We start from the raw sequence: 23,330 nt of genomic DNA on the forward strand, positions 1-23,330 counted from the left end.
CACACCGGAAGGCTGCCCCCAGCCTTCCGGTGTGTTAACGACGTCTCCGCAGATCAGGCGTTGCCCACAATCCCCGGCTCCATCTCCAGCTCAACGCCGAATTTCTCAAGCACAGACTGGCGCACGTCATCAGCCAGGGACAGTACATCCTGGCCAGTTCCACCGGAATGATTGATCAGCACCAGCGCCTGGCGGTTGTGAACCCCGACCCGGCTGTTACGAAACCCCTTCCATCCCGCCTGGTCAATAAGCCATGCAGCCGCCAGTTTGACCTGACTATCCGCGGGATAGGACACAACATCCGGAAACCGGGCCTGAAGCTCCCGAAACTGAGCCAATCCTATAACCGGGTTCTTGAAGAAACTGCCCACATTCGGCAATACCGCAGGGTCCGGCAGTTTGCGATGACGGACAGCCATCACGCCCTCGGCCACCGCCAGGGGTGTTAACTCAGCCTCGTTAACGTCGCCAAAGTAATCCTGAAGATCCCGATAACCAATCTTCAAAGGCGCATTACGGGACAACCGGAGCCGGATTTCAAGGATGATGTAGAGGCCCGGCCGGTGCTTGAACAGGCTGTCGCGATAACCGAATTCGCAGGCGCTTGCAGGCAGGGTTTCAACCTTCAGAGTCTGGCGGTTCAGTACCGTGACACTGTCAAGACAGTCACCCAATTCGGTGCCATAAGCCCCGATGTTCTGTACCGGGGCGGCACCGGCGGTGCCCGGGATCAACGCCAGGTTCTCGATCCCGCGATAACCGGAACGAGCGGCGTAAAGCACAGCCTCGTGCCAGTTCTCACCGGCTTTTAACACCAGTACCGCGCCGTGATCGTCTACCTGCTCCCAGCTTCGGCCACGCAGTGCCATCCGGATGACCAGGCCGGGATAATCGCCGGCAAACACCAGATTACTGCCACCGCCCAGTACCAGAATGGACTGTTCGTGGTTACAGGCCCAGGAAAGCGCCTGTTTGAGCTGATCCGGATTTTCGACTTCCACCAGGTATCGGGCCGTTACCGGCACAGCCAGGGTATTCAATCCCTGAAGGCTGGCCCACTCCTGAATCTGCAGATCCTGACTCAAGCCAGCCGCCCCCGAATTTCGTCCAGGAGGCCGGAACTGGCGTCATGAATCAGATCAAGCACGTGCTCAAATCCATCCTCTCCGCCGTAGTAAGGATCGGGCACCTCGGCCAACCGGGAGTCACCGTAATCCAGAAACAAGCGCGGCTCCGTGCCCCCATTCTGGTGCCAGACCTCTCGAACATCCGCGAGATTAGACCGATCCATCACCAGCACATAGTCAAATTGATCCAGATCTTCTGCACGGAACTGGCGGGCACGAAGGTCGCTGATGTCGATACCACGGCGCGCCGCGGCGGCAGTTGCCCGCTCGTCCGGAGATTTACCGATATGCCAGTTGCCGGTGCCGCAGGAATCAATATGCAGTCTGCCGAACAGGCCTTGTTCCCGGGCGAGGTGGCGAAAAACGCCCTCAGCACTGGGAGAACGACAGATATTGCCCAGGCAGACAAACAGCACGCTTACGCGATCAGCCATGGGAACCCCCTTTTTCCATCAGCGCCCGCAGACGGGCCAGATCCTCTTCGGTATCTACCCCCGGAGCCGGTGGCCGGTCCGCCACATCCACATGAATAAGAGCGCCATTATAGAGTGCTCGCAACTGTTCCAGGGATTCCACCCGTTCGGTGGGGGCCGGCAGCCAGGTAACAAACTCACTGAGCACACTGGCACGATAACCATAAATGCCAATGTGCCTGAAATAGCCTATGCCATCCGGAAGGTCCACATCCTGGGTGGCCGCCCCCGCTGGCCAGAAGTCCCTGGCCCAGGGAATCGGAGCCCGACTGAAATAATGAGCCATGCCCCGGGCATCGAACACCACTTTTACGACATTGGGGTTGAACACCTGGCGGGCATCGTGAATCCGCTCGCACAGTGTTGCGATGGCGGCCTCCTGGTACTGTTCAAGGTTATCGGCAACCTGATTAATCAATTCAGGCGGTATCAGAGGCTCGTCCCCCTGAACGTTGACCACGCGATGATCCGGATCCAGCTGCAGCTTCCTTGCCACTTCCTCAAGGCGGTCTGTGCCACTGGCATGATGGGGCGAGGTCATGATGACTTCGGCACCAAAACCAAGACACGCCTCCTCGATACGGGCATCGTCGGTCGCGACCACCACGCGGCTGGCGCGGCTCTCATTCGCCCGCTCGCAGACATGCTGGATCATGGGCTTGCCGGCAATCATGGCCAGAGGTTTGCCGGGCAAACGGCTGGAAGCGTATCGGGCGGGAATGACAACGGTAAATGACATGGTTGCGTCCTGCGGGTGACTCAGTGTTTGTCGAGGCGCTCGTCTGTGCTGAGGGTGCGGGCTTCAACCGCCAGCATAACCGGAATCCCCTCACGAATGGGGAACGCCATGGCATCCTGGTAACAAATCAACTCGGTGCGGGCATCGTTGAGCTTGAGCTCACCCTTGCACACCGGGCAGGCCAACATGGCCAGCAGTTTTTTATCCATGGTTCGATTCCTCGCTGATATCAGGTTGCAACTGGCCAGAGCAGGCTCTGAGCCGTTCCAGAAAATGCTGTTCAAAAGGTTCCGACAGCCGGGCCTGAACCGTCAAGACCCAGGCGTTATCCGGAGCAAAGCCTTGGCACTTCACTGCATCTTTGGCCGTCATTACCAACCATTCGAGAGCGCCCGACGCCAGGTCTTCGGGGCGAAAATGATGATGGTCAGGAAAGGGAACTTCATTGACGTGAGCGCCAAGAATCCGGAGGGTTTCGAAAAATCGACCGGGATTACCGATACCCGCCACCGCCCGTACCGGTTTACCTTCAAGCTGCCCCGGCGACAAGGTCTCACCGGAATTCAGATTCACCAGAGCCGAGGGCACCAGCTCCATGGCATGAATCTCCGGATGATCAATGCCGGCAAAGCTCTCGATGGTCTCGCCAGCCTCCGGAAACTCCGCTCCGTTAAGAACGACAAAGTCGACACCGTTCAACCGTTCAACCGGCTCCCGCAGCGGACCGACCGGAATGATGGCACCGTTTCCAGTGCCGCGCCGAGCATCAAATACTGCCAGTTCAATATCTCTGGGCAGACGGTAGTGCTGCAGGCCATCGTCACAGATCAGTACATCGCCGAGGCCATTCTCCAACGCCCAGCGAGCGCCACGACAGCGATCCGGGTCAACCACCACCGGGCATCCGGTGGCCCGGGCCAGCATCAGAGGTTCATCACCACAGACACCCGCCGGGGTCCCGTCAGCGACCAGCAAGGGGTACTGAGAGCTTTTACCACCGTAGCCACGACTGAGAATCACCGGTTTCCAGCCGTGTTGATTCATGCACTGAACCAGGCTGGCAGTGAGAGGTGACTTGCCGGTGCCGCCAGCGGTGATATTACCCACCACCACAACCGGGACCGGCAGCAATTCGTTTCGCGCATGCCAGGCTTTTCGGCGCCTGGACTCAGACACCGCCCGATATAACCAGGCCAATGGTGTGAGCAGTGCAAGAGGCCTGCCCTGCCCGTACCAAAGCCGGTCAACCAGGCTGGTGCTCATGCGTGCTCGCTGAACTGAATCTGATGCAGCTGGGCATATGCGCCACCCGCAGCCAACAGCTCACCATGACTTCCGGATTCAACAATGCGGCCATTGTCCATGACCAGAATCCGGTCGGCCTTCTCAATGGTGGATAGCCTGTGTGCGATCACCAGCGTGGTACGGCCCTGCATAACCGTTTCCAGCGCTTCCTGAATATGGCGTTCGGATTCCGTATCCAGTGCCGATGTCGCCTCATCCAGAATGAGAATTGGGGCGTCCTTGAGGATGGCCCGCGCAATCGCAAGACGCTGGCGCTGGCCACCGGAAAGCATCACACCATTGTCGCCAATCATGGTGTCGAGCCCTTCCGGCATACGGTTGATAAACTCGAGCGCGTGGGCCTTTTCAGCCGCTTCCATAATTTCTTCCCGGCTGCAGTCGCGCAGGGAACCGTAGGCAATGTTGGCGGCGATGGTATCGTTGAACAGCACCACGTTCTGGTTCACCAGAGCAATCTGGGCACGCAGGGACTGAAGCGAAAACTCCTTCAGTTCATGGTCATCAATGCGGATAGCTCCCCCAGTGTACTCGTAGAAACGGGGTAACAGGCTAACCATGGTCGACTTACCACTGCCTGACCGGCCCACCAGTGCAACGCTCTGGCCGGCTGGAATATCGATGGTTATCCCTTCAAGCACATTGTCGAGCTGATCCCGGTATCGGAAAGACACCTGGTCAAATGTGATGTCGCCTTTGACCCGCTGCGGGTTGTAGGAGCCTGGGTCCTCTTCCGGCTTTTCATCCATGGTCTCGAACACATCAAATGCAGCCGCCACACCCTTCTGAATCTTGGCGTGCACGGAAGTGACCTGGCGAATGGGCTTGGCCATCGTCGTCGCCGCGGTGATGAACGCAATCAACTGACCAGTCGACATCTCACCCCGAATCTCCGGCGCAAGCATGGTCCACACCAGCGCGGCGATAGCAAAAGCCACCAGCACCTGAATGACCGGGACACTGATCGCCTGAGTAGAAGCCATTTTCAGGCTCTGTTTCAGGTTACGGGCACTGACCTCACGAAACCGCTCCCGTTCATAATCTTCGCCTCCGAAGGTGCGCACCACCCGGTATCCAGTGATCGACTCGGAGGCCACATGGGTGATATCGCCCATGGAACCCTGAATACGCTTACTGATTCGACGAAATCGTTTGCTGGCATAATTCACGACCAGACCAATGACCGGACCGGCAGTAAGAAAAATCAGGGTCAACTTCCAGTTGGTGTACAGCATGAAGCCGAGCAGACCCAGTATGGTCAGCCCTTCCCGCAGCGTGATAGTCACCGCATTGGTCGCAGCATCCGCGACCTGCTCGACGTTAAAGGTGAGCTTTGAGACCAGACGCCCGGATGCGTTTTCATCGTAGTACCGGGACGGTAAAGACATCAGTCGATCAAACACATCGTTGCGTAAGGCGTTGATCACGTTACGCCCAACGTAGCTGATAAAATACTGGCTGAAAAACGTACCAACGCCTCTGAAGGCAAATACACCCACGATCAGCCCGGTCAGCAACATCCGGTTCTGGTCGGACGGATTCTCGATCGCCGTGATCACATATTCCATCGCCGCGGCCATCCCGGTGGATGCAGCGGCGTAAATGATGTTTCCGAACACGGCGAGGGAGAACGCAAACCAGAAAGGCTTGACGTACTTGAGCAGGCGTTTGTAGGTGGTCCAGCTACCGGCAGGTGGCGTCTTGAGCGGCTCCGGCCTTGTCTGCATCACTGGCTTTCAGCCTCCCGCTCTGTGGTTATGCTCAGCTTGGCAAACCCCAGGCGACCGGCAACATCCATGGCCCGCACCACAAATTCATGGGGGGTTTGGGCGTCTGCAGTGATGATGAACGGCAGGCTGTTGTCGCCTTCGGCCAGCTCACTGACGCCACGTTCGAGGGTTTCCCGGCGATTGTTAACCAGTGGTCGGTCGTTCAGAAAGTACTGGCCCTCGGCATTGATCACCACATCAATCTGCCGGACCTCAGACGGAGCTGCCGGCTCTGCACTGGCTTCCGGAAGCTCCACCTGCAGATGACTCTCCCGGGTAAATGTGGTCGACACCATGAAGAAAATCAGCAGCAGGAACACCACATCAATCAGTGGCGTCAGATCTACCCCGACTTCCTGGCTTCGTTGGCGCTTGAACTTCACGGCGTTCAGGCTCCTTCAACGTCGATTTCGCGGTCTCCGTGGACCACTTCCACCAGTTTGATGGCTTCCTGCTCCATGTTGACCACCAATTCGTCTACGCGACGAATGAAATAGCGGTGACAGATCAGAGCAGGAATCGCGACACTCAGGCCAGCCGCAGTGGTGATCAATGCCTCGGAAATGCCTCCGGCCAGGTTGCCGGCATTGCCGACGCCGGCCAACTGGATTTCGGCAAACACTTTGATCATGCCGATAACGGTACCCAAAAGGCCCAACAGTGGCGTGATTGTGGCGATAGTGCCCAGGGGATTCAGAAAACGCTCCAGCTCGTGGATAACCTGGCTGGCCTCGTGTTCGATGCTTTCTTTCATGATCTCGCGACCATGTTTTGCGTTGATCAGGCCGCCGGCGAGAATCCGGCCAAGTGGCGAAGATGCCTGCAAGGCTTTCAGCTTGCGACCGTTAAGCTCTTTTTTCTTGATCCAGCGCCAGAGTTCGTTAATAGACTGCGGGGGCGCGACCCGAGAGGCCCGCAAGGTCCAGATTCGTTCCAGAATGATGGCAAGTGCCAGGATGGAACAGGCAACAATGGGCACCATCAGGATGCCACCGGCTTTCAACAGCTCGAACACGCTTGATCTCCCTGATTAGTTACAAGCCGCGCTACTTTAGCATAGCTGTCGGTGCAGGCCACACCCGGATTGTCACGGTATTTTACATTCACTCCTGGCAAGCCCCGGAGACGCTATCCAGAAAGGCTGTGTCTGCCAGAGCTCACTTATAAGCAGGCCTGAATCTGCGAACCTGAGTGTGATCTGGCCGGAGCAGGCCGTGTTCAATGGCACGGCACCACTGGCGCGGTACCGACCGGTTACTTCCGCATGCGGATGCCCGAAATGGTGCCGGTAGCCCGCCGTATAGATCACCTGATCCGGCGCCACCGCCTGTACCCAGCGTGTTGAAGATGAAGTTTTGCTGCCATGGTGTGGCGCCAGCACCACCCGCTGCGCAACGCGGTTCTCAAGCCACTCTAGGCCGGCGCCACCGAGCATCAGTTGCTCAACCTTCCGGCTGATGTCCCCGGTCAATACGAAATCGCTGTTGCTGGACGGGTGGTACACGCGTATCACGCACGAAGCGTCATTCCCGTCCGCAGGCAACGGATTTTGCCACAGCGACATCACCAGACCCGGCCACCGGATATTCCCCGGGCGACAACCTTCCACCCTCACCGGCACGCGCCCGGCAATAAGAGCAGGCTCTCCGGAAATCACCCTTTTGATCGAGAAGTGCTCAGACAACGTCTCAAGACCGCCGGCGTGGTCATTATCAGCATGGCTCAAGACCAGCAGATCAATAACCTCGACGCCCATTGCCCGGAGATTCGGCACCAGCACCGAATCGGCGGCGGAATAGACGCCCGCAACTTCCGGCCCGGTGTCATACACCATCACCCGGCCACCGGCGCGAACCACAACCGACAGCCCCTGCCCCACATCCAACACGCGGACTTCAGGTGCCTGTGCCACGGAATTGCCTATTCCTGGACCTGACCAGGGAACACTGAGCAACAGGAAGGTAACGCCCAGCAATGCCCGCCATCGCCAGTCCCTCCAGCGAATCCCCCAAAGCGCCAGCAACGCCAAACCCGCTGCCAATGGCAGCGGCAGAGGCTGCATCTGTCCTGCCGGGAACCGGGCCACCAGCTCCAGCCACCACCATAGTGCCCCCAGGACAAGGTCAAACCCGGCCGACACCCAGGGCAGGAGCCACCCCCCGGAAAGAAGGGCGATGATGGACCCCAGGAACAGTACCGGCATGACGGCAAACGACACCCAGGGCACCGCCAACAGGTTGGCCGCGAAGCCTGCAAGGGGCTGGCCCTGATGCACCAGCATCAACATTGGCCACAACCCGACAAAGACCGCCAACTGGGCTATCAACAAAGCCGATAACCAACCCGACGAACCCAGACGCCCTGAAAATACCGCCAGCAGCACCCCTACAGCGCCAAAAGACAACCAGAAACCCTGGTCCAGAGGCGCAAACGGATCCATCAGAAGCACCACTGCCAGAGCCAGCACAAAGGGTCGCCAGCCGCTCTGTTGTCTTGCCTTGAGCAAATACCAGCCGCCGGCAACCACCATCACCAGGGCCCGCCGGGTTGGTACGGTAAAACCGGCCAATAACGAATAGACAAGGCAGCTGAGCACAACCACCAGAAAAACCAGAGAACGCCGGCCCTGCTCACTCAGACCACCAACTGGCAGCAACAGCAAGCCCCAGCGCGCCAACAGACCAACTCCGACCGCCACCAGACCGAGATGCAAACCGGAAATAGCCACCAGATGAATGGTGCCGGTCGACTTGAGTACCTGCCAGTGATGATCTTCCAGAGAACCCCGGTTACCCATTAGCAGAGACGCAATCAGGGGGTAGTATTCCGCTTCACCAAACCAATGCTGCAACTTCTTTGACGCTCGCCAGTGCCAGGCGTGGTACTGACATTGCAGTGCGCATGCCAGCTCCGGTGCCGCAGAGACCTGTTTGACGGAACCGGTCGCCCGATAGCCGTGACGGAACAACCAGTCTTCGTAGCGAAACCCCACTGGATTCAGGTTGCCGTGAGGACGCTTGAGAGAAACCTCCAGTGTCAGGCGATGGTCGGGTAGCCTGCGCCCCTCCCTGCCATACCAGGATAGGCGCAGGACGCGGGGCAAGTTATTATCTACCGACACGCCAGGTACCTGCCAGTGCAGGACACAGAATCCAAATCTCAGACTGTCAAAGCTTCCCGGTGTCGGCAAATCACAGAGGTAGCCGGAAACCACAATGCGCTTGGTTTCCCACTCCGAAGGCAGGCGTTCGGCCAGTCTCATATCGGCATTCCAGCCGCCCCAGACCAGCCCCAGCGTCGCAGCAACCACCGCGGGCCCGAACCTCTGTATGCGCTGGCATCGACAGGCCATAGCCATCAACATTAACCCAACCAGCACAAACAGCCATGGATATGGTGGCAAGGTTGCGAGCCGATACAGTAAGATAACGCCGCAAGAGAAGGCGAGAATGCTGGCGAGTCCAACACCGAGCCTGCTGACCCGGTTGGAAACTGGGTTTTCGGACAATCCTTGTCCTCCGATTTTCGATAGCGCTGGCAGCCTCTGGGCTCCAGTGATTACTCAAAGCCAGGAAACAGGCCGAACTTCCTATGCCGAAGAAGTTCATGAAACGGTATTTGCCCACCCCTGAAAAGGTGCAGTCGATGCAATCGCTGCGTTTTCTGGGCGATATCCTCCATGAACCCAACCTGTGGCACATCAACCGGCACTGTGTTGCCAGGGCCTTCCTGGTGGGCGTCTGGTTCTGTTTTATTCCGATGCCTTTCCAGATGCTGGCAGCCGCATTCTGCGCCATCTGGTTTAACGCCAACCTGCCTTTATCCGTGGTTCTGGTCTGGATCAGCAATCCGCTGACCATGCCCCCGATGTTCTACTTTAATTACAAGGTGGGGGCCTGGATACTCAATCGGCCCGTCCTGGCGTTCGAATTCGAGCTTTCCTGGGACTGGATCAGCCACAGGTTGATCGATATCGGCGTGCCGTTGTACCTGGGTTCTCTGGTTCTGGCCACGGTGACCGCCTGCGTCGCTTACCTGATCATCCAGTATCTATGGCGCCGCAAGATCCGCACTGAATGGCAATTACGGCGTCGCCAGCGCAACAAGCGAACGCCCGCGAGCAATCAGGCCTCCTGAACCAATCGCCCCTGCTCCAGTCGCAGCACCCTTCCCAGGCTCCGGGCCATGGTCATGTCGTGGGTAACCATGATGAATGACGTCCCGGAATTATCACGCAGGTCGCCGATCAGGGCACGGATACCCTCCCCTGTGTGTTCATCCAGATTGCCGGTAGGCTCATCCATCAACACACACTCCGGGCTGTTAACCAGCGCTCTGGCTATCGCTACCCGCTGACGCTCACCACCGGACAACTCGCCGGGTTTGTGCCTGAGCCGCTCACCCAGACCCACCCGTTGCAGCAGTTGCTCCGCCTTCGGGCGGGCCTGCCTGGGTGGCATGCCACCCAGCGCGCAGGGCAACATGACATTCTCAAGTGCGGTAAATTCCGGCAGCAGATGATGGAACTGATACACAAACCCCAGATGCTGATTCCGGAACCGCGCCCGGCCTGCTTCCGATAGCTGATGAATATCCTTGCCACAGATCCGGATATGCCCTGACGAAGGGCGATCCAAACCGCCCAGCAGGTTCAGCAAGGTGGTTTTCCCTGCCCCGCTACTGCCCACAATGGCAACCGTCTCGCCGGCCTTAACCTGAAGTGAGATGTCCGAGAAAATCGTCAGTGTTTCCGGCCCTTCACTGTAGGTGCGGGTAACCTTCTGACAATCAATCACCAGAGATGTCGTCTGCCCGTCACTCATAACGCAATGCCTCCGCCGGTTCGACCCGCGACGCACGCCAGGCCGGATAAATAGTTGCCAGCAGGCTCATGGCAAGGCCCGCACCGCTGATAATCAGTACATCCTGCAACTGGAGCTGCGACGGCAGGTAGCTAATAAAATAGACATCAGCGCTGAGAAACTGATGCCCCAGTGCCGATTCAAGCCACGAAATAAAGCCACTGATGTTCAGGGCACCGAAGATCCCCAATGCAGTACCTATGAGCGTGCCAAACACGCCAATCACGGCACCCTGGATAATAAAGATCCTCATAATGCGCCCGGGCGTGGCGCCCATGGTTCGCAGGATGGCGATATCAGCGGTCTTGTCGGTCACCACCATGACCAGCGTTGACACAATATTGAAGGCCGCCACTGCGACAATGAACATCAGCAACAACCCGATCATGGTTTTTTCCATGCGAATTGCCTGAAACAGGTTGCCGTGGGTGCGGGTCCAGTCCGATACGTAATAGCGGCCTCCCAGGGTCCGGGCAACATCATTGACAACTTTGGGCGCCGCAAACAGGTCATCCATTAAAAGCCGGATACCCTCCGCGCGGCCACCGGTACGCATCAAACGCGCCGCATCATCCATATGAATCAGCGCGTAGTTCCCATCAAGCTCGGCACCAACGCTGAAAATACCCTTGACGGTAAAGCGCTTGAGCCTGGGCAACACGCCGGCCGGCGTTACCGAGGCTTCCGGTAATACCACCGTGAGTTTATCGCCTACCCCCAGTCGAAGGCTGTTTGCCATCAACCGGCCAATGATGATTCCGAATTCCCCGGACCGAAGCTCCTCAAGGCTGCCTTCGATGAAATGGTTCTCGATAATCGAAACGCTGGCCTCCTGCTCCGGCAGGACACCGTTGAGCATCACGCCCCGGACGTTACCACCACCGGTTACCATGCCCTGGCCCTGGATAAAGGGAGCGGCCGCCAGCACTCGCGGGTAGGCTTCAACCTTCTGGTCAATCTCCTGCCAGTTCTCCAGGGGACCGGAAGCCCCCTGAATCGTGGCATGAGGCACCATCCCAAGAATGCGCTGCTTGAGTTCGCGATCGAACCCGTTCATGACCGAGAGCACGATGATCAATACCGCAACGCCCAGCATCAGGCCAATCATTGAGGTCAGGGAGATAAAGGAGATGAAGTGATTACGTCGTTTGGCGGCGGTATATCGCAGGCCAATATAAAACGATAAGGGTCTGAACATGTAGGGGTGCCTGTCGCTACCTTGCGGTCCGTCGATTATTGAATCCCCGCTGGCCTCGATCATTACCTGGCCCGGAGATTTGCCAGGCCTCTTACCAGCCGTTGGGAAACTGCTAAACTGTTCTATAATCAATAAAAACCCGTCCGGAGACAGGATGCCAAGCCAGAATAAAACGCCACCGAGCGGAGACAGCCAGCGGGAGCGCCGGGAGTTCTTCCGGATAGACGACCGTATCGGGCTTGAGGTACGCCGCCTGGACGACGCCCATCCCGGCGACGATCCGTTCAATAACTCTCCACTGGAAGCCCTGAAAGCCGAGTTCCGGAGGCTGGACCAGGACGTACGTGCACACCTGGCAAGCCTGGCTGAGCGCGACCGCCTGCTGGCCGGGCTGGTCAAATCCCTGAACAGCAAGATCGATACGCTGGCGCGCATTATCGCCTTTGAGCAAAATCCGTTGCAACCGGAGGACTGGCAGGATGTAACCCTGAGTGAGGGCGGGCTCTCATTCCGCTGGCCGACAGCAACCTTTGGCGCGGGTGACCGACTGGCCATTCGGATGACTCTACCACCAGAGCTATACCAGCCAAGAGCCATTGCTGAAGTACTGGATACCGAGCACGACAACCAAGGCGGCACACGGGTTCACACGCTGTTTGTTGAACTGGATGACAGCGACCGTCAGCAAATTGCCCGGCATGTGATGCGTTGGCAGATTCGGCAACGCCAAAAAGAGTAAGATACTGAAAAAGTGCTGACTTTTGCTAAGCTTTTCGGGATATTACGTTTTATTCATCTGCCGCAGACAGTGCGCAGTAATCATGCATTATTGGAGACTCCTCTATGACAAACTACCGCAATGTGATGGCTGCCGCCGTTTTGGCTACGGCTGTATTCGCCGGCTCAGCGCCACTGGCCCTTGCTGAGGAACTGAGGGTACCGGTCGGCAGCCAGGCCGACAGAAGCCAGATCAGCCTGCCCGCGAACGGCATGAGTGAAGACTCCGTCCGGAATCGCTGGGGCGCCCCCCAGAACATCAAAGGCCCGGTCGGAGAACCCCCCATCAGTCAGTGGCATTATCAGGATTTTGTCGTCTATTTCGAAGGTAACCGCGTAATACATGCAGTGGCAAAGCAACACAAAGACTGATAAACACCCGCTTCATCAAACACCGGCCAAGGAATGACAATGCACGGGCTGCATTGCTCAGATAGAATGGCGGCTTTTGCAAACCAAGGTGACTTATACAGTGACTTCCAGACGTACGTTGCCTGCGGAGTGGGCTTCCCAAAGCGCAGTCATGTTGACCTGGCCTCATCCCGGAACCGACTGGGCAAAGCGCATGGCCGACGTGGAGCCCGTGTTCGAGGCCATTGCCAAAGCGGTCCTCCGTTTTGAACACCTGGTGATCAGCTGCGAGTTCGTGGCACGTCTCCAGCAACTTGGCCAGCAGCTGAACGCTTATGCCGAAGGCAACGGGTTACCAGGTCGCGTAATCACTGTGCCAGCCCCGGCCAACGACACCTGGGCCAGGGACCACGGCCCCATCACCGTGGATACCGCTGACGGCCCCGCTCTGCTGGACTTCCGGTTCAATGCCTGGGGAGACAAATTTCCCTGGGAAAAAGACGATGCCCTCAACCGGCACCTGGCAAACGCGGGCGTTTTCGGCAAACACCCACTGCAGCCAGTGGATTTTGTCCTGGAAGGCGGCTCTATAGAATCCGATGGCGCCGGCACCTTGCTCACTACCAGCGAGTGCCTGCTGACTCCGTCCAGAAACCCATCCATGGATCGGACGGCTATCGAGCAATTGCTGGAGGAGGTCCTCGGGGTCGATCGTATTCTCTGGCTCAACCACGGATATCTGGCGGGCGACGATACCGACAGCCACATCGATACCCTGGCACGGTTCTGCGCGCCTGATCATATCTGCTATGTGACCTGCCCGGATGTTGCGGACGAGCACTACAGCGCCCTGGCGGCGATGGAAGAAGAATTGCAGGAATTCCGTCAGGCCGACGGCACCCCCTATCGCCTGACGCCCCTGCCCTGGCCCGACCCGATTTACGATGAGGACGGCGAAAGGTTGCCAGCGACCTACGCCAACTTCCTGATCATCAACGGCGCAGTTCTGCTGCCAGTCTACGATGTGCCGCAGGACGAAGAAGCCGTCCGCATCATGGCGGGCATCTTCCCAGACCGGGAGATTATTCCGATTGACTGCCGCCCGCTTATTTACCAACACGGCAGTCTGCACTGCGTAACCATGCAAATTCCTGCGGGGGTGGTAACGGTATGACCAGCACGAACACCAGCTCCAACCTGAAGGTCGCCGCCATTCAGCAAACCTGCAGTCCCGACAAGAACCAGAGTCTCGCGACATCCGAACGCCTGATACGGCAGGCTGCGGCGGATGGCGCGCAGTTGATTGTCCTGCAGGAGCTGCACGCCACCCAGTATTTCTGCCAGACCGAAGACACCGCCATTTTTGAGCTTGCAGAGCCCATTCCCGGGCCCACCAGCAACTATCTGTCTGGTCTCGCAAAAGAATTAGGCGTTGTGCTTGTGGGTTCTATTTTTGAAAGGCGCATGAATGGCGTTTACCACAACACATCTGTGGTGCTCGACACCGATGGCAGCCTGGCCGGGCTGTACCGGAAAATGCACATCCCGGACGACCCGGGCTTTTATGAGAAATTCTACTTTACCCCCGGCGATGCCACGTTCAACGATGGTCGCAGTGGGTTTACACCTATCCAGACGTCGGTTGGCAAACTGGGCGTGCTGGTGTGCTGGGACCAGTGGTACCCGGAAGCGGCCCGGCTGATGGCACTGGCCGGCGCGGAAATACTGATCTACCCGACCGCCATTGGCTGGGACGTGACCGACGATCCCGACGAACAGGCCCGGCAACTGGACGCCTGGGTGACCGTTCAGCGTGGCCATGCGGTAGCCAACAACCTTCCGGTTATCGCCCCGAATCGCGTTGGGACCGAGCCAGATCCTTCCGGCCACAGCGATGGCATCCGGTTCTGGGGGAACAGTTTCATCTGCGGCCCTCAGGGCGAGTTTCTGGCCCGGGCCAACGAGACTGACGAATGTATCCTGTCGGTAACCCTGGATCGCCAGCGCACCGAATCCATCCGGAGAATCTGGCCGTACCTCAGGGACAGGCGCATCGATGCCTACGGCGATATTCTGAAACGGGTAAGGGACTGAAACCGGCATGAAACAGAAAATGGACACGGTCGTCAGCGCTCTTAACAGGGTACTGCTGGGCAAGGAGAATCAGGTTCGTCTGGCGCTCTGCGGCCTGCTTGCCCGCGGCCACCTGTTGATTGAAGATATTCCGGGCATGGGCAAGACCACCCTCTCCCATGCGCTGGCAAAAATCATGGGGTTAAGCTATCAGCGAATCCAGTTCACCAATGACCTGCTGCCTGCAGACGTTCTCGGCTACTCCATGTATGACAAGCAGGCCGGCGGGCTCGTGTTTCACCCCGGCCCCATCTTCGCCCAGGTGGTTCTGGCAGACGAAATCAACCGCGCGTCACCGCGCACCCAAAGCGCCCTGCTGGAAGCCATGGAAGAAAGACAGGTATCCATTGAGGGGGAAACCCGACCACTACCTACCCCGTTCTTCGTGATCGCAACCCAGAACCCCATAGAGCAAGGCGGCACCTTTCCCCTGCCTGAATCCCAGCTTGACCGGTTTCTGATGCGACTTCGGCTGGGCTACCCCGACCCGAAAGCGGAACGGGAGCTGCTGGAGGGCGAAGACCGCAAACACCTTACCGATCGTTTGCAGGCCATACTCCCGCACGATGAGCTGGTGGCCTTGCAGCAGGCCGTGGAAAAGGTATCCGCCAGCCCGGCTTTGCTGGATTACCTGCAACGCCTTCTTGAGCAGAGCCGGCGCATGCCCGGATTGCTTTACGGCTTGTCCCCGAGGGCGGGCCTCGGCCTGCTGAGAGCCGCCAAAGCATGGGCACTGATGGAAGGTCGTAATCACGTACTGCCAGACGACGTGCAGGCCGTCTTCCCCGCCGTAGCCGAGCACCGGCTGGAACAGGGAGAATCCGGTAAAGCCCGGGAGCGGGTGCGCCAGCTGTTAACGACCGTATCGGTGCTTGAATAATCCGGGTCTGACCACATAGCAAGGTTTTATAAGCCGCATTGGCGTAAACAAATGGCAGTCCGGTCATTTCATGTTAGCCTTTTGCCAGATTTCAGATGAGCGGTTCCTGTTCTGCCCTCGGCAGGGACAGAGGAGAGCCGTCGAATACGCATACTTCATTTCAGTGAGACACAGATGAGCGAAACCCGACATTCCCGACTGATCATTCTTGGCTCCGGCCCGGCCGGCTACACCGCTGCAGTCTATGCCGCGCGCGCCAACCTGAACCCGACCCTGATCACCGGTATCGAAGTTGGCGGCCAGCTGACCACCACCACTGACGTAGACAACTGGCCGGGCGACAATGACGGCGTTCAGGGCCCCGAGCTCATGCAGCGCATGCAGAAGCACGCCGAGCGTTTTGAAACCAGCATCGTGTACGACACCATCAACGAAGCTGACCTGAACAACCGCCCGTTCCGGCTCAAAGGCGACAACGGCGAATACACCTGCGACGCTCTGATCATTGCCACTGGCGCCTCTGCCATGTATCTGGGGCTTGAGTCGGAAGAGAAGTTCAAGGGTCAGGGCGTGTCGGCCTGCGCCACCTGTGACGGCTTCTTCTACCGCAAGCAGAAAGTCGCGGTTATCGGCGGCGGCAATACCGCTGTGGAAGAGGCGCTGTATCTCTCGAACATCGCTGATGAAGTCACCCTGGTTCATCGCCGTGACAAGCTTCGGGCCGAGAAGATCCTTCAGGACAAACTCTTCGAGAAAGCAGAAAACGGCAACGTCAACATCATCTGGGATCACACCCTGGACGAAGTGCTCGGCGATGGCACCGGTGTTACCGGCATGCGCATCCGGAACACCAAAGATGGCAGCACCCAGGATCTGGAGCTGGCCGGCGTATTCATCGCAATCGGCCACAAGCCGAATACCAGCCTGTTTGAAGGGCAACTGGATATGGCTAACGGCTACATCCGGATTCGCTCCGGCCTGGACGGCATGGCCACCCAGACCAGCATTCCAGGCGTGTTCGCGGCTGGCGACGTAGCCGATCACGTCTATCGGCAGGCTGTGACGTCCGCCGGGTTTGGTTGCATGGCTGCGCTCGACGCCGAAAAGTTTCTTGATCAACAAGGCTAACTACTCAGGAGCAGAATGACGTCGCTACCCTGGCTGGATCCTGATCAATTCTGGTTTCCTCCCGCAGAAGAAGCGCTGGAGGATCCCGATGGACTGCTTGCCCTGGGTGGCGACCTGTCTCCGGAACGCCTGATTCTGGCATATCGGAATGGCATTTTCCCCTGGTTCAGTGACGACCAGCCCATTCTCTGGTGGTCACCGAACCCTCGTTGCGTGCTGTTTCCCTCTGACATCCACATCTCCCGGAGCCTGCGCCGGACGCTGAACCAGCGTCGATTCCATATCACCACCGATCAATGCTTTGGCCGCATCATTCGGCTCTGCGCAAACACCCGCGCTGAGGGCACCTGGATTACTGACGACATGATGGCAGCGTATACCGAGCTGCATAAACGTGGTATCGCCCACTCCATTGAAGTCTGGAATCGCAACAATGAGCTCGCAGGCGGCATGTACGGTCTGGCTATCGGCCGCTGTTTCTTCGGCGAATCCATGTTTTCACTGGAAACCAACGCCTCCAAAGTACTGATGGTGCATCTGGCCCACCAGCTCGGCGAATGGGGTTACCAGCTCATGGATTGCCAGGTAGAGAGCGACCACTTGCTGACGATGGGCGCGCGCAGTATTCCGAGGGCGGAGTTTTTATCTATACTCAGGGCATGTGTCGATCGGAAACCGGACCAGCCAGACTGGAACTTCAGCTGGCAGTGGCCCTGCCCGGAGGTGAAATGAGTAATCTCAGAACGCTCGTTTTCTTTGCCACCCCTCCTCACGAATGCAGTTACCTGCCAGACCGTGAAGCGACCACTATGTTTGTGGACCCACGCGCCCACATCGACAGAAAACTCTACAGCCAGTTAACCGCACTGGGTTTTCGCCGCAGCGGCTCACATTACTACCGTCCGCACTGTGAAAGCTGTAACGCGTGTGTTCCGGTACGCCTGCAGGTAGGCCAATTCGAGCCAGACCGGAATCAACGCCGGGTGCTTCGCAAAAATGCTGACCTCGACTGCAAGCTGGTGCCAGCAGCATTCAGTGAACGCTATTACCGGCTGTATGCCCACTATATAGAGGAGCGTCACCGCGACGGTGACATGTATCCACCTACGAGAGAACAATTTACCTCGTTCCTCGTGGAGGGGGCTACCGACTCCTGGTTCCTCGAAATGTCTCTTGATGGTGACCTGGTGGGATTGGCAGCCGTTGACCTGCTGGATGATGGCCTCTCGGCCATCTACACCGTCTTCGCCCCGGAACTGGAGCACCGGAGCCTGGGCACTTTTGCCGTGCTCTGGCAGATTGAGGAAGCCAAGCGGCGGGAATTGCCGCATCTGTATCTGGGGTACTGGATAAAAGAATGCCGGAAAATGAACTATAAAACCCGCTTTAAGCCCATTGAGGCCTTGCGGGATGGCCACTGGCGCGAGATGTCGACCGACTGAGTTTTGCCAAACGTGGAGAATTCAGGCAGAATTGCGCAATTTAAAATCACCGAAAAGTATTCCGAACGAGGTTTCTACTGAATGGCGAAATCAGATGTCATTGAAATGGAAGGCGTTATTATCGACACCCTTCCCAACACCATGTTCCGCGTTGAGCTGTCCAACGGCCACGTTGTGACTGCACACATCTCCGGAAAAATGCGCAAGAATTACATCCGCATTCTGACTGGTGACAAGGTCAAGGTTGAGCTGACTCCCTACGACCTCAGCAAGGGCCGCATCGTATACCGCGCCCGTTAATCGGCCAGGCTGACATCTGAAAAGCCCCGCAAATGCGGGGCTTTTTTGATTTATACCATCCGTTATTCCCGGTTCTGATCCGAACACTCACGACCCCCAGGGTTCGTGTAGCAGCGGATTTTTCTCAGGATGGTCATCATGTCCTCGTGATACACCGCGGCCGCTAACCGGGATTCCGGGTCCGATGAAGACAACAGATCCAGCCGGACCTGCCTGAGCATTTCCTGATAATCCCGCTTATCTTTGGCAGCTATATCGATCCACCTGTCCTCGGGGACACGCTCTTCGAACTGGCGGATGATCCGGATGGCTTCGGGATACAAACGGGCCATCGTCTTTCGAGAATCACGAACAAAGCCGTCGGTAAAGGTCCCTTCTCTGGCAAAGAGCTGCACGGTCACCTGACCAACCGGATAACGAACTATTCCCCCGTTTTCACCTGCGCCGCGAAACATCTCCAACACCTCCCACGCCGCCGCGGGTGCATAACTGATGTCCACCGCGCCGGAATTGAACAGATTGGCAAAATTGGAAATTTTGGCCTCAACCGGCTCAGCACCAACGAAACTCACCATATGGCGGGCATCGTGATGTCCCTGGAAAACACTGAAGCGCTTGCCCTTGAGTGCATCGACATGATCAATCGCCCTGTCTTTCACGAATAGATAAGCAGCGCCCATTGGCGCCACTCCAAGCATTTGATAGCCATTCTGCGTTAAATAAGGTTCGAGCCTTGGTCGCGACAGGCCGTACAACAGAACCCGGAGATCTTCGTAGTATGGTATGGCACCGATTGCGCTGATCGAGCCCGTAAAATCGTTAAAGTTCCGGGCTCCCATATCGGTTACGGCAACGAGATCACATCGGCCTTCCCGAAAATCCCTGACCGCCGCATCTTCATCGGTATAGGGCTGCATGTTCAGAAGCACTCTGTTCTGAAGTGCACTTCGCTGATACTCCCGAAGCAACTGGTAGACAAATCCGCTGGCCCCGGCAACATCAAACACGCAGAACGCTTTAGGGTCAGTTGAGGCTTTTGCAGGACTCGCCACAACAAAAGAAACAAATGCCAATAACGCAAAAATTGAAGGGGTATTCTTAGTCATCAACGGCTGCATCCTTATTGTTGTTTGCATACCGCGAGTCGGGCCGCGGACACCTACAAAATGCCAGATGTTCACGACCAATGAATTGACGGTTCCGCCAGCGTTTTATGCAGAATCTGGCCAACGGGCATTCAGGACCAGGAATGATCAGACAAAAAAAACCGCTGGACGGGTAGCCCGACCAGCGGTTTCATGAGGCTCGGAGAGGTCAGACCGCCTCGGCCGGCTCGTCCTCATAATCAAAGGTCAGCTCATCGTCCTTGAGCTGAATGAATACATCACCGCCGTGCTCCGATAACCGACCGAACAGGATCTGCTCCGCCAGCGGGCGCTTGATCTTGTCCTGGATCAGCCGCGCCATCGGTCGGGCACCCATGGTTACGTCGTAACCTTTCTCCGCCAGCCAGAGCTTGGCCGCATCATCAACGTGAAGCACAACGTGCTTCTCATCCAGCTGAGCCTGAAGCTCGGTGAGGAACTTGTCCACCACGTGAGTGATGGTGTCCTTCTGCAGATCGGCGAACTGGATAATGCCATCCAGTCGATTGCGGAACTCCGGCGTGAAGGTTTTGCTGATCACCTCCATGCCGTCGGTGCTGTGATCCTGCTCATTGAAGCCGATCGAGCGGCGGGCCATGCTTTCAGCGCCCGCGTTGGTGGTCATCACCAGAATCACGTGGCGGAAATCCGCCTTACGGCCATTGTTATCCGTCAGAGTACCGTGGTCCATCACCTGCAGCAGCAGGTTGAAGACTTCAGGATGCGCCTTCTCTATCTCATCCAGCAGCAACACGCAATGCGGATGCTTGTTGACCGCTTCGGTCAGCAGGCCGCCCTGGTCATAGCCGACATAGCCCGGAGGTGCGCCAATCAGGCGTGAGACAGTATGACGCTCCATGTACTCTGACATATCGAAGCGAACAAGCTCGATGCCCAGCACCTTCGCCAGTTGCTTGGTGACTTCCGTTTTACCGACACCGGTCGGCCCGGCGAACAGGAAGGCACCTTCCGGCTTCTCAGGCGCTTTCAGGCCAGCCCGCGCCAGCTTGATGGCGGTTGACAGGGATTCGATCGCCGGATCCTGACCGAACACCACCATTTTCAGATCGCGTTCAAGATTGCGCAGAAGATCCTTGTCGCTGGTGGAAACATTCTTCGGCGGAATTCGCGCAATATTGGCGACCACGTCTTCGATGTCGGTCACGTCAATGGTCTTCTTGCGCTTGTCTTCCGGCTGCAGCCGCTGCCGTGCACCGGCTTCGTCGATCACGTCGATGGCCTTGTCCGGCAGGTGCCGGTCGGTGATGTACCGGTCTGCCAGCTCTGCGGCTACCCGCAACGCCTTGTCGGTGTACTTGAGATCGTGATGTTTCTCGAAGTTTGGCTTGAGGCCCTTGAGGATCTGGTAGGTGTCCTCAACGCTCGGCTCGTTGACATCAATTTTCTGGAAGCGACGCGCCAGGGCGCTGTCTTTCTCGAAAATACCGCGGAACTCCTGAAACGTGGTCGAACCAATGCAACGGAGTTCGCCTGAACTGAGCATAGGTTTAAGCAGGTTGGAGGCATCCATCACGCCGCCCGACGCAGATCCGGCACCGATAATGGTGTGGATCTCATCGATGAACAGAATCGCATGATTCTGCTTCTTCAGGTCGCTCAAAAGGCCCTTGAGGCGTTTTTCAAAATCGCCACGATACTTGGTACCGGCTAGTAACGCGCCCATATCCAGTGAGTAGACGACGGCATCAGAGATAATCTCTGGCACCTGCCCGTCCACAATCCTCTTGGCCAGACCCTCGGCAATGGCTGTCTTGCCAACGCCGGCCTCGCCCACCAGCAAAGGGTTGTTCTTGCGGCGGCGAACCAGAATCTGTACCACCCGCTCAACCTCATGCTCACGGCCAATCAGCGGATCAATACGACCCTGCCGTGCCTGCTCGTTGAGGTTAGTGGCGTAGCTCTCCAGCGGACGGGAATGACCGCCCTCTTCCGCTGCTTCGTCCTGGGCAGCGTGATCCGCGCCTTCCTGGTCCTCTGCTCCCTGAACCCGGGAGATACCATGGGAGACGAAATTAACCACGTCAATCCGGGCGATATTCTGCTTTTTCAGCACATAAACCGCCTGGCTTTCCTGCTCACTGAAGATGGCAACCAGTACGTTTGCTCCGGTTACCTCCTTCTTGCCAGACGACTGCACATGGAATACCGCTCTCTGCAGTACCCGCTGGAACCCCAATGTGGGTTGGGTTTCGCGCTCACTGTCGGAGCTAGGGATCAGGGGTGTGGTGGAGTCCACAAACTCTACCAACTCTTCCTCAAGGCGCTTCAGGTCTGCACCACAGGCTTTCAGGACACCCACTGCCGATTCATTGTCGAGAAGGGCCAGCAACAAATGCTCGACGGTCATGAATTCATGACGCTTGTCCCTCGCATTTTTGAAGGCCGTATTCAGCGTAATTTCCAGATCTTTACTCAGCATGGGCCACCCCAACGTCTGTCAGTCCGCACGTTCAATCTCGCAAAGGAGCGGATGTTCGCATTCCGAGGAATACTGGTTCACCTGTGCTGCCTTTGTTTCCGCGATGTCTCGGGTATATACCCCACATACGGCTTTTCCCTGCGTATGGACGAGCAGCATCACCTGCGTCGCCTTTTCTTCGTTCATGGCGAAGAACTTCATCAGTACGTCCACCACAAAATCCATGGGTGTGTAATCATCATTCAGAAGCACAACCCGGTAACGCGCCGGGCGCTTCAGGGCAGGCTTCTCCGGCGCAACACTGACCCCCTCATGGCGCCCGGGTTGTTCATCCTCCCCCTGATTGAATACTAGTAGAGAATTCTCAATTGTCCGCATGGTTCCATATACCGGTTATTCGGTTCCTGACTTAAATGTGGATGCGTGGCAGGGTGTTTTCAAGCCAACACTGCCCACAAGCGTGCGTTGTTTATCAATACGAACATGATACCGCTTCCAGACCTGCCAGAACCACCTGTTCCGCAGTATCCGGCACTTGACTCAGGCGCCGGTTTGGCCGACAGTTAATGTGCATTGTTAAAGAATGTAAACTCATGCTTCATCGTGTAACCGGAAACCACAGCCAATACCGGTTTCACGTTGTTGGCAACAGTTCAGGCGCCACGAGGGCGCTGTGAATTCAACACACAAGACCAATAATAAGGGAGCACCTGCCGAGCCTCTGGAACTTGCCCGCCATACACGGGCACCAAGTACAGAGGAACAGTCAGCGCCTCCCAAAGTGACAGCAAAGGAACAGGGGAGTTCATCATGCCAAGAGGCAAAGTCAAATGGTTTAATAATGCCAAGGGATACGGCTTCATCATTGAAGATGGCTGCAGCGATGACCTGTTTGCCCATTTCTCCTCAGTCCAGATGGATGGCTACAAAACCCTCAAGGCCGGTCAGACGGTAACGTTCGACAAGAAGCCCAGCGACAAGGGCGTTCACGCCATCAACATTGTCCCGGACGAGGTTCCGTCCAGAGAGACCGGGACAAAAACGGCATCGAATTCGTCGGATCAGGCGGCTCAATCCAGCAACAGCAACGAGAGCTACACGCCCCGTGCTGTAAACGGCTGATGCCAGGCGTTGCCTGAAGCCCTCAGCCAACGCCGGCAGCCTGCCATTTCTTTCCTTTTCCCGCCGGTTCTGCCGGTGGGGAGGCTTCGTGCTTTTTAATCAACGGTGATTGCAGTAGTCTTGGCGCTTTCGCGCATTTCCG

At 57.3% G+C, this 23,330-nt stretch carries 25 protein-coding genes; 11 read left to right on the forward strand and 14 right to left on the reverse strand.

Annotated elements, in window-relative coordinates:
• Nucleotides 1–53: 53 nt before the first annotated feature.
• From murB to ACAM27_RS12655, 9 genes are all read right to left on the reverse strand, one after another.
• A complete protein-coding gene (gene murB / locus ACAM27_RS12615; protein WP_014421246.1) occupies nt 54–1,085 on the reverse strand; it encodes a UDP-N-acetylmuramate dehydrogenase in 1,032 nt (343 codons plus the stop codon).
• Nucleotides 1,082–1,561: a low molecular weight protein-tyrosine-phosphatase gene (locus ACAM27_RS12620; RefSeq protein WP_031210507.1), complete on the reverse strand. Its 480-nt coding sequence runs from the start codon at nt 1,559–1,561 to the stop codon at nt 1,082–1,084. The genes murB and ACAM27_RS12620 overlap by 4 nt, the downstream gene beginning before the upstream one ends.
• On the reverse strand, nt 1,554–2,339 hold the full coding sequence (gene kdsB, locus ACAM27_RS12625; RefSeq protein ID WP_023010438.1) for a 3-deoxy-manno-octulosonate cytidylyltransferase: 786 nt from the start codon (nt 2,337–2,339) through the stop codon (nt 1,554–1,556). The genes ACAM27_RS12620 and kdsB overlap by 8 nt, the downstream gene beginning before the upstream one ends.
• Nucleotides 2,340–2,359: 20 nt before the next feature.
• Nucleotides 2,360–2,548: a Trm112 family protein gene (locus ACAM27_RS12630; protein WP_011785222.1), complete on the reverse strand. Its 189-nt coding sequence runs from the start codon at nt 2,546–2,548 to the stop codon at nt 2,360–2,362.
• Complete coding sequence (gene lpxK / locus ACAM27_RS12635) at nt 2,541–3,602, reverse strand: tetraacyldisaccharide 4'-kinase (RefSeq protein ID WP_369612075.1); 1,062 nt, start codon at nt 3,600–3,602, stop codon at nt 2,541–2,543. The genes ACAM27_RS12630 and lpxK overlap by 8 nt, the downstream gene beginning before the upstream one ends.
• The gene (gene msbA / locus ACAM27_RS12640) at nt 3,599–5,368 is read right to left on the reverse strand and encodes a lipid A export permease/ATP-binding protein MsbA (RefSeq protein WP_121206735.1); all 1,770 of its coding nucleotides are present in this window, start codon (nt 5,366–5,368) and stop codon (nt 3,599–3,601) included. Before msbA ends, lpxK begins: the two co-directional genes overlap by 4 nt.
• Nucleotides 5,368–5,793: a biopolymer transporter ExbD gene (locus tag ACAM27_RS12645; protein ID WP_014421240.1), complete on the reverse strand. Its 426-nt coding sequence runs from the start codon at nt 5,791–5,793 to the stop codon at nt 5,368–5,370. The genes msbA and ACAM27_RS12645 overlap by 1 nt, the downstream gene beginning before the upstream one ends.
• A gap of 5 nt (nt 5,794–5,798) precedes the next feature.
• Complete coding sequence (locus ACAM27_RS12650) at nt 5,799–6,425, reverse strand: MotA/TolQ/ExbB proton channel family protein (protein WP_014421239.1); 627 nt, start codon at nt 6,423–6,425, stop codon at nt 5,799–5,801.
• 72 nt (nt 6,426–6,497) lie between these two features.
• The gene (locus tag ACAM27_RS12655; protein WP_369612076.1) at nt 6,498–8,918 is read right to left on the reverse strand and encodes a DNA internalization-related competence protein ComEC/Rec2; all 2,421 of its coding nucleotides are present in this window, start codon (nt 8,916–8,918) and stop codon (nt 6,498–6,500) included.
• An 83-nt stretch (nt 8,919–9,001) separates the two neighbouring features.
• Between ACAM27_RS12655 and ACAM27_RS12660 the strand changes: the two genes are divergently transcribed.
• On the forward strand, nt 9,002–9,547 hold the full coding sequence (locus ACAM27_RS12660; RefSeq protein WP_022991069.1) for a DUF2062 domain-containing protein: 546 nt from the start codon (nt 9,002–9,004) through the stop codon (nt 9,545–9,547).
• Here the strand turns inward: ACAM27_RS12660 and ACAM27_RS12665 are convergent.
• Nucleotides 9,535–10,233, reverse strand: coding sequence for an ABC transporter ATP-binding protein (locus ACAM27_RS12665; RefSeq protein WP_022991068.1), 699 nt, complete (start codon nt 10,231–10,233; stop codon nt 9,535–9,537). The two genes, ACAM27_RS12660 and ACAM27_RS12665, sit on opposite strands and share 13 nt — an antisense overlap.
• Nucleotides 10,226–11,470, reverse strand: a complete 1,245-nt coding sequence (locus ACAM27_RS12670; RefSeq protein WP_022991067.1) for a lipoprotein-releasing ABC transporter permease subunit — start codon at nt 11,468–11,470, stop codon at nt 10,226–10,228. Before ACAM27_RS12670 ends, ACAM27_RS12665 begins: the two co-directional genes overlap by 8 nt.
• A 154-nt stretch (nt 11,471–11,624) precedes the next feature.
• Between ACAM27_RS12670 and ACAM27_RS12675 the strand changes: the two genes are divergently transcribed.
• From ACAM27_RS12675 to infA, 9 genes are all read left to right on the forward strand, one after another.
• The gene (locus ACAM27_RS12675; RefSeq protein ID WP_369612077.1) at nt 11,625–12,209 is read left to right on the forward strand and encodes a PilZ domain-containing protein; all 585 of its coding nucleotides are present in this window, start codon (nt 11,625–11,627) and stop codon (nt 12,207–12,209) included.
• Between the two features lie 104 nt (nt 12,210–12,313).
• Entirely contained in the window at nt 12,314–12,619 is a 306-nt protein-coding gene (locus ACAM27_RS12680) for a hypothetical protein (RefSeq protein ID WP_023010003.1), read from the forward strand.
• A gap of 100 nt (nt 12,620–12,719) precedes the next feature.
• The gene (locus tag ACAM27_RS12685) at nt 12,720–13,772 is read left to right on the forward strand and encodes an agmatine/peptidylarginine deiminase (protein WP_081698959.1); all 1,053 of its coding nucleotides are present in this window, start codon (nt 12,720–12,722) and stop codon (nt 13,770–13,772) included.
• Nucleotides 13,769–14,692, forward strand: a complete 924-nt coding sequence (locus ACAM27_RS12690) for a carbon-nitrogen hydrolase (protein WP_369612078.1) — start codon at nt 13,769–13,771, stop codon at nt 14,690–14,692. The genes ACAM27_RS12685 and ACAM27_RS12690 overlap by 4 nt, the downstream gene beginning before the upstream one ends.
• Nucleotides 14,693–14,699: 7 nt before the next feature.
• Nucleotides 14,700–15,611: an AAA family ATPase gene (locus ACAM27_RS12695; protein WP_369612079.1), complete on the forward strand. Its 912-nt coding sequence runs from the start codon at nt 14,700–14,702 to the stop codon at nt 15,609–15,611.
• A 174-nt stretch (nt 15,612–15,785) separates the two neighbouring features.
• Complete coding sequence (trxB, locus tag ACAM27_RS12700) at nt 15,786–16,739, forward strand: thioredoxin-disulfide reductase (RefSeq protein ID WP_022991061.1); 954 nt, start codon at nt 15,786–15,788, stop codon at nt 16,737–16,739.
• Between the two features lie 15 nt (nt 16,740–16,754).
• Nucleotides 16,755–17,471 carry a leucyl/phenylalanyl-tRNA--protein transferase gene (gene aat / locus ACAM27_RS12705; protein ID WP_022991060.1) on the forward strand — a complete coding sequence of 239 codons (717 nt, stop codon included), beginning with the start codon at nt 16,755–16,757 and terminating at the stop codon, nt 17,469–17,471.
• A complete protein-coding gene (locus tag ACAM27_RS12710) occupies nt 17,468–18,181 on the forward strand; it encodes an arginyltransferase (protein WP_369612080.1) in 714 nt (237 codons plus the stop codon). The genes aat and ACAM27_RS12710 overlap by 4 nt, the downstream gene beginning before the upstream one ends.
• Before the next feature lie 81 nt (nt 18,182–18,262).
• On the forward strand, nt 18,263–18,481 hold the full coding sequence (infA, locus tag ACAM27_RS12715; protein ID WP_014421226.1) for a translation initiation factor IF-1: 219 nt from the start codon (nt 18,263–18,265) through the stop codon (nt 18,479–18,481).
• A 62-nt stretch (nt 18,482–18,543) separates the two neighbouring features.
• Here infA and ACAM27_RS12720 read toward each other — a convergent pair whose 3' ends face one another.
• From ACAM27_RS12720 to clpS, 3 genes are all read right to left on the reverse strand, one after another.
• Nucleotides 18,544–19,587, reverse strand: a complete 1,044-nt coding sequence (locus ACAM27_RS12720) for a putative solute-binding protein (RefSeq protein ID WP_369612081.1) — start codon at nt 19,585–19,587, stop codon at nt 18,544–18,546.
• Nucleotides 19,588–19,795: 208 nt separating this feature from the next.
• Entirely contained in the window at nt 19,796–22,066 is a 2,271-nt protein-coding gene (gene clpA, locus ACAM27_RS12725; protein ID WP_022991058.1) for an ATP-dependent Clp protease ATP-binding subunit ClpA, read from the reverse strand.
• Nucleotides 22,067–22,084: 18 nt separating this feature from the next.
• Nucleotides 22,085–22,444: an ATP-dependent Clp protease adapter ClpS gene (gene clpS / locus ACAM27_RS12730; protein ID WP_011785238.1), complete on the reverse strand. Its 360-nt coding sequence runs from the start codon at nt 22,442–22,444 to the stop codon at nt 22,085–22,087.
• Between the two features lie 432 nt (nt 22,445–22,876).
• Between clpS and ACAM27_RS12735 the strand changes: the two genes are divergently transcribed.
• A complete protein-coding gene (locus ACAM27_RS12735) occupies nt 22,877–23,188 on the forward strand; it encodes a cold shock domain-containing protein (RefSeq protein ID WP_369612082.1) in 312 nt (103 codons plus the stop codon).
• Nucleotides 23,189–23,330 lie beyond the last annotated feature (142 nt).

Source organism: Marinobacter sp. RI1 (assembly GCF_041155085.1).
Lineage (GTDB): Bacteria > Pseudomonadota > Gammaproteobacteria > Pseudomonadales > Oleiphilaceae > Marinobacter > Marinobacter nauticus.